Genomic DNA, 1509 nt, shown 5'->3' with positions numbered 1-1509 from the left:
CTGACGTCCGCGTGCTGCAGTCGAAGTCGCTCAGCTGCCTCGAGGAACCAGGCATAGGTGTCGGGGCAGTGTCCGCGGGCGACCATGCCCAGGCGCAGGTCGATGTCGGTCATCAAGTCGGCTCTGATGGTGAGCTGGCCGGTGACCAGCAGCCAAGAGGCAAACGAGCGTGCCTTGCCGATCGCGTCAGCCTGCTCGACTATTGCGAGTTGGCTCCAGCCACCGGCCCGGTCCACTCGGCGCGCGAACGTGTGGGCAGCCTGCGTGGTCGAACGACCGGTCTTTCGACCCAGCATCCTCATCGCGGACAGGTACTGCTCGACCTGTCCCTGACTGGCCGACATCGGCACCGCAGCCGGCATCAGTACTCACCGCTGTCGTCGACAAGGTCACGACTGTCATCGCCGATGCCTTGCGCGTCGATCGCCTCGCTAGCGCGCCGATACTCCTCAGCAAGCCAGTCGTTGGCCAGGTGGAGGTAGATCCGGGTCGACTCGATCGAGCGGTGGCCGGCTTGTGCCTGGATGGCCTCCAGCGCCATCCCGGCCTCACGGAGCCGGGTGAAGCACGTGTGCCGCAGCTGGTGGCAGGTCAGCTGCTCGATCCCGGCGCGGCGCCGGGCGCCGGAAACGATCTCGTCCAACCCAGCCGCCGACAGCGGCTGGCCGCGTCGAGGTCCCTTCAGCACCACGAAGACGTGATCATCTATCGCGACCTCAGGCCTCTCCTCGTCGAGGTAGCCGCCCAGGGTCGCGAAGAAGCGCTGGGACACCGGCACGATGCGCTGATGCCCGCCCTTGCCCTCAGCGACGAAGAGTCGGCTCTCACCGGGCCGAACGTCGCCCAGACGTAGACCGAGCACCTCGCAGCGGCGCAGCCCGCCGAGCAGCATCGCCTCGACCATCGCCCGGTCGCGGCGCGTACGGAGCGCAGCGACGAAAGCGTCGGCCTGGACCGGATCGATCACCCGCGGCAGCGTGCGTGGTGCGCGGATCAACGGGACACCCCGCACAGCTCGTTGACCAGGGCGCCGCACCGCCAGACCGCGAGGAACTGGGTTCTGGGCCACAGCAGTGTCGCCGCGGATGATCAAATACTCATACAGCCCAGCGATGCTCGCGAGCCTGCGTTTGATCGTGCGCGCCGACAGCCCTTGCTCGCCGTCCTCGATCCGCACCACCTTGGCACCGTGTCGCGGTTCGCGTTGAGCTTTGATGAAGGCCAACACATCGCTCACGGTGACCTCGACGGGGTCCCTTCCGACCACCGTGAAGAAGACCTTCAGATCGAAGGCCGTCGCGATCACCGTGTTCGGTCGAGCCCTGGCCGTGACGAGATCCAGATAGGCATCCAGCAGCGGATGACCCAGCCGGATCAGCTCACCGCCGCCCGGACGAGGTGTGCGCAGCAGACACGGCGTGAAGACCATGGAGGAGTCCCCGATCGATACGGCAACCCTCCTCCCGAGTCCTGACGACCCGGGAACGGATCACCTGCATATCGTGACCA

General features: G+C 66.6%; 2 protein-coding genes. Both read right to left on the bottom strand.

The window, feature by feature from the left end; all coding sequences use genetic code 11:
• Positions 1-362 (bottom strand): hypothetical protein (locus tag QWJ41_RS20700; protein ID WP_302710361.1); only part of this gene is annotated, 362 nt, incomplete at its 3' end.
• The gene (locus QWJ41_RS20695; protein WP_302710360.1) at positions 362-1429 is read right to left on the bottom strand and encodes a tyrosine-type recombinase/integrase; all 1068 of its coding nucleotides are present in this window, start codon (positions 1427-1429) and stop codon (positions 362-364) included. The genes QWJ41_RS20695 and QWJ41_RS20700, both read right to left, overlap by 1 nt.
• Positions 1430-1509 lie beyond the last annotated feature (80 nt).

Source organism: Nocardioides cremeus (assembly GCF_030518195.1).
Lineage (GTDB): Bacteria > Actinomycetota > Actinomycetes > Propionibacteriales > Nocardioidaceae > Nocardioides > Nocardioides cremeus.
This window is presented reverse-complemented; position numbering and strand designations above follow the sequence as displayed.

Coding starts and splice junctions, on each gene's coding strand:
- QWJ41_RS20695 (WP_302710360.1), bottom strand. CDS start 1,429: ATGGTCTTCACGCCGTGTCTGCTGCGCACACCTCGTCCGGGCGGCGGT.